This window comes from Bacteroidota bacterium (genome assembly GCA_030706565.1).
GTDB lineage: Bacteria > Bacteroidota > Bacteroidia > Bacteroidales > JAUZOH01 > JAUZOH01.
Genome location: JAUZOH010000312.1, coordinates 1 through 4552 on the forward strand (window position 1 = coordinate 1; position 4552 = coordinate 4552).

Genomic DNA, 4552 nt, shown 5'->3' on the forward strand with positions numbered 1-4552 from the left:
AAAGAAAAAAAGGCATGTTTTTAAATATTGTTATAAACTTATTGCAAACCAACTAAATCTGATTAGTTTAGGAATACTTATATTCAAAACAAATGGAATAATTTTATATTGGGTTTTCCCGGTGTATTCAAGATAACCTTTCAATTCATTTGTTAAAATTTTATCTTACAGATATGTTCTTACTATGAATAGAACGACCAACAAACATACGGGTATTATGCTCCATAAAAAGCCAAAGAGTAATGGAAATCCTGCTGCTTTAATAATCGAGCCCAGGTAAGCCGGATACCTGACTATTTTATATAATCCGGTCTCACAAACATCATTTTCTCTGTCAGTTGGAATCCTGATTGTACTTGAGAAAAATTTATTCTGCTTCTGCGCAATAAGAAATAAAAGTTGGCCTAAAATAGTCAGAATTATGCCTAGTAAATTTATACTCCAGTGAAAACCAGGAGACCAATGATTACGGCCGGAATCAAGTCCGGCCGTAATATACATTGAATAAGCAACTTCTAACTGTAATTTATTTATAAGAGAAATGCCAGGGCGGGCTTTTTGTTCAACAACCCTCTATTCTCAACGAAGAGGAATTAATGCTTCTATAATGTTAGTAAGAGGCTAAATTTACTGAAAGCCTTTCCCAATATTTAGGGGCGTAAACAAAAATATCATCCGAGGTAAAAGGTATATTGTCTTTTCCGGCATATATCTGTATCAGGTTGGAAGTATTAAAATTCATAATTCCAACTAAGGTTTTTGTTTCCCCATTGGGTATGGCATGAAGTGTGATGGAATTAAATTTATTACTTCGAATAATATCCCCCCCGGTTCCTAATGGATCATCTTTGGAGGCACCCCCCTTGCTGGAAAAAATAAAGGTGGAGTCTGTATTCCCAAATACGGTAGTATGAGGCATTTCAGGAAAATTTCCGTTAAATCCTGTCCAGTTTTGATCAAATATTGGAGCCATTAATGGATTATTGCTTCCTTTAATAATTCGGCCCACCTTTATTCCTCCAATACCTGAACTGGCAGTAGAATAGTCTATGTTATTGCTTCCACCAAAATTAAGATAGGTTAAGTTGTTTGAACCAGCCATGTCAATAGTAAAATTGGAATATTGTTCCGGCAATTCAAATTCCTGATAATAAAACATAGGGATGGAGACAAGGTAAATCATATTGACATCCTGGGCAATATTTCCATTCAAATTAATATTGACCGTACTGTTTTGGCTGAAATTAGCAATACGTTCTGCAGAGGACCAGGCAAAATTATTATTATCAATGATTGCTAAATTATTCATTTGATTTTCCCAGGTACTACATAGCCTTATATCGAGGAATTTGATGACAAAAACACTGGGGGTAAGGCTGGTTATATAATCCCCGAATTGGGTATACCTGTCAGTTGTTGAATAAGTCTTTGATAGACCTGAACTCTTTTCAATTAATCCGCTCTTGGGGTTTGTTAAATTGTATGTCATACTGCATACTAATTTTCCACCTTTTTCTTTTGAACAACTACACACAAGTGCGATGATAAGAAAATACAATATTCGTTTCATATTGTTTTTTTATTTGGTTTAACATTATTGGTTCATAGTTAACCAAATATACTTTTTTTTTCTTATTTTTTATTTTTATTGATGATTTTATTTGATGCAGTATTTTAAAATGTATCAATAGATTTGTTGTTGTACAAAATCACCTTGAGTTCTGTTTCAATAAAAAACTAGTGATTATAAATATCCCTGATCACCAGCCCGGCAATGGTAAAGCCAAAAATAGCCGTAATATGTGCGGTAGTTCCATTGATAACAGCCTTGGTGCTGCACCATTCGTGATTCGACAGTTCCGGATTACCTGTAAGAAATTTTGCTTTTGGACATAAACATTTATCGGTTCCGCAAGTGGTTCCCGATCCTTTATTGTCGAGCACCTCGTCACTGTATACGCATAGAAAGGGTTTATCAGGAAGGGCGCCTCGTCTGATCATTTTACGAAGGCGCGCCGCCAGCGGGCAGCCCTGTACTTTCCAAAATTCGGTAACCTTTATGCGAGTCGGGTCAATCTTAAGCGAGGCCCCCATCGATGAAAAAAATACGCTGTTGGTTTTGGTAGCCATACGGATAAGATGCACTTTACTACTCAGACTGTCAATGGCATCAATAATGTAATCGTAGGTTTCGATATGAAAAAAATCGTGATTGTCCTGATTGTAAATTTGCTGAATAGCAGTCACTTCTGCATTGGGGTTAATTTCCAGCAAACGGGCTTTAAGCACTTCTACTTTTATTTTGCCTATTGTTTTGGTCGTAGCGTGCAATTGCCGATTAATATTTGTTATACAAACCCTGTCTGAATCAACAATTGTTATTTTCCTTATTCCTGTACGCACCAGACTTTCTGCACACCAACTTCCCACACCACCAATTCCGAAAATAATGACACTTTTTTGAGCCACTTGTTCCATTTTTTCGTCGCCGAATAAAAGCGAAGTACGTTGAAATATTCCTTTTTCGATGTTCATGTTAAATTCCTGATAAATTCGGGCAAAAGTAACGAAAAAGAAAGAACCTGGAATGATTTTTATACCGGTGCCCAATAGTTGGCTATGCATTTTTACATTCCTTCCTTTCCGACAGCAACTTTTATTTTGCTAAGGATTGATGATTGTTCTGTTCCAGTCTTTCTTCAAAATATATAACAAAAATACTATCCGGGAAACTTTCATTCAGATTTTGCGCTTAAAAGAAAAGCACGGACTTGTGCCGTGCTTCTCTTTTAAATGATCTGTATTCGCTTATCAGAGAACGATATTTTTGCTCATCTGCATCAGGCTGCCGTTTTGTATATCTACGGGTTTCAGGGTGAAAGTATAGGAATATTCACCGGCAGGGATGGTATATTCCGGGTGGGTCTTTGCACCCCAGCTGTTGTCGCCGCCTACGCCCATTTGTTTATAGTCGATGTTGAAGTAGGTTTCTGACCTTTTGGGCATATCAACAGGATGGGCATGGGCCTGGTCCTTGTCATCACCCGAATCAAGGTCGTCAACAGAATGATGCAGGGCACTGCTTTCTATTAAAGGCATGCCTACGGCCATCAGCCCGATTCCCTTGTCATTGGTTACTGCAAACCAGCGGACATCGGTTTTGTTGCCAATTTCCTGCGGGCGGACATACGGGAAGATAGCTTCACCGCTAACTTTGGCTGTATACAGGCCGACATTGGCTCCGCTCTTTCTGTCCCAATAATTATCCCAAGGGCCACGGCCAAACCAGCTGATATTTCCAAAACCGGCAGGCATCACCAGCTTCATGCCGAAACGCGGAATTTCGGGCAATTGGCCTGTTCCCGGTACCAGATGCCCGGTGATTTGTATTTCGCCATTGCCGGTGATGGTGTATGTGGTTAAGTATTTGGAAGACACATCAGGCAGTGAAGAAATTACTTCAATCCTGACTTTACCATCGTCAATCTTTTTAATATTCACGGATTCCACCTTCTGGTTGGCCCCGGCCTTACGCCATACCTTGCAACGGATCTGCAACTTGTTGCCATAATCGTTATCGGTGGGTGCACGCCAGAAATTAGGTTCCGGGCCTTCTTTCAGCAATGAGGTTCCCTTGTACTCGAAAGAGTCAAGCTTTGCCTTGTTTTTATCGAAAACAACGGTAAAGTCATTGCCGGTAATCCTGGCTTTTTCTTTGCCGTTTATCAGTTTGACAGTTGCCTGTTTTGTTTGTACGGTTTGGGGAATCTGATAAAAAGGAAGCCTGAACTGTTGCCAGGCAACTTCAAAGCCTTTGTTTATCAAGGGTTGATCTTCTTTCAAGGCCAGACTGGTGTTTAGAAAATATTCGACGCCATTTTGCGGATTTTGAACTTTGTAGGGTAGAACGACATCCGAACTATCGTGCGGGTTGACGGACAAATCGCTTATTGTTCCGCTGCTGATGGTTTGATCATCAGCTTTAAGCTCCCATTTCAGGTCGAAATGATCCAGGTTGGTGAAATCATACTTATTAACCAGGCGGATGATTCCTTTTTCAAGATCAACCGGTTTTACCTTGACATACTGATATACCTTTTTCACTTCCCAGGCACCTGCATGTGGCGCACGGTCGGCAGATACCAGCCCGTTATCGCAGAAATTGCCATCGCTGGGCGTGCCGGCAGGGCCCCAATCGCCACCATAAGCCCAGAAAAATTCTCCTTTTTTAGTTTTCTGGGCCATGCCTTGGTCAACCCAGTCCCAGATGCAACCGCCCTGAAGGTATTTGCTGCTTTCAATGACATCCCAGTAATCCTGAAAATTTCCAGTGCTGTTTCCCATGGCGTGGGCATATTCGCACATGATCAGCGGGCGTTCTTCTGTTTGGGCAGTGTATTTTTTCAGATGGTCAATTGGCGCGTACATCGGACAATATATGTCGGTAAAAGGTTCCAGCCCTGCCCGTTCATATTGAACAGGACGAGAATGATCGCGTTGCTTAAGCCAGCGGTAAGTATTCTCAAAATTAATGCCGAAACCGGCTTCATTG

At 40.4% G+C, this 4552-nt stretch carries 3 protein-coding genes; all 3 read right to left on the bottom strand.

The window, feature by feature from the left end:
- Window positions 1–610: 610 nt before the first annotated feature.
- On the bottom strand, window positions 611–1489 hold the full coding sequence (locus Q8907_13155; GenBank protein ID MDP4275218.1) for a hypothetical protein: 879 nt from the start codon (window positions 1487–1489) through the stop codon (window positions 611–613).
- 248 nt (window positions 1490–1737) lie between these two features.
- Window positions 1738–2535, bottom strand: a complete 798-nt coding sequence (locus tag Q8907_13160) for a tRNA threonylcarbamoyladenosine dehydratase (GenBank protein MDP4275219.1) — start codon at window positions 2533–2535, stop codon at window positions 1738–1740.
- Between the two features lie 276 nt (window positions 2536–2811).
- A partial coding sequence (locus Q8907_13165; GenBank protein ID MDP4275220.1) for a glycoside hydrolase family 2 TIM barrel-domain containing protein occupies window positions 2812–4552 on the bottom strand: 1741 nt, incomplete at its 5' end.

Coding starts and splice junctions, on each gene's coding strand:
- Q8907_13155 (MDP4275218.1), bottom strand. CDS start 1,489: ATGACATACAATTTAACAAACCCCAAGAGCGGATTAATTGAAAAGAGT.
- Q8907_13160 (MDP4275219.1), bottom strand. CDS start 2,535: ATGAACATCGAAAAAGGAATATTTCAACGTACTTCGCTTTTATTCGGC.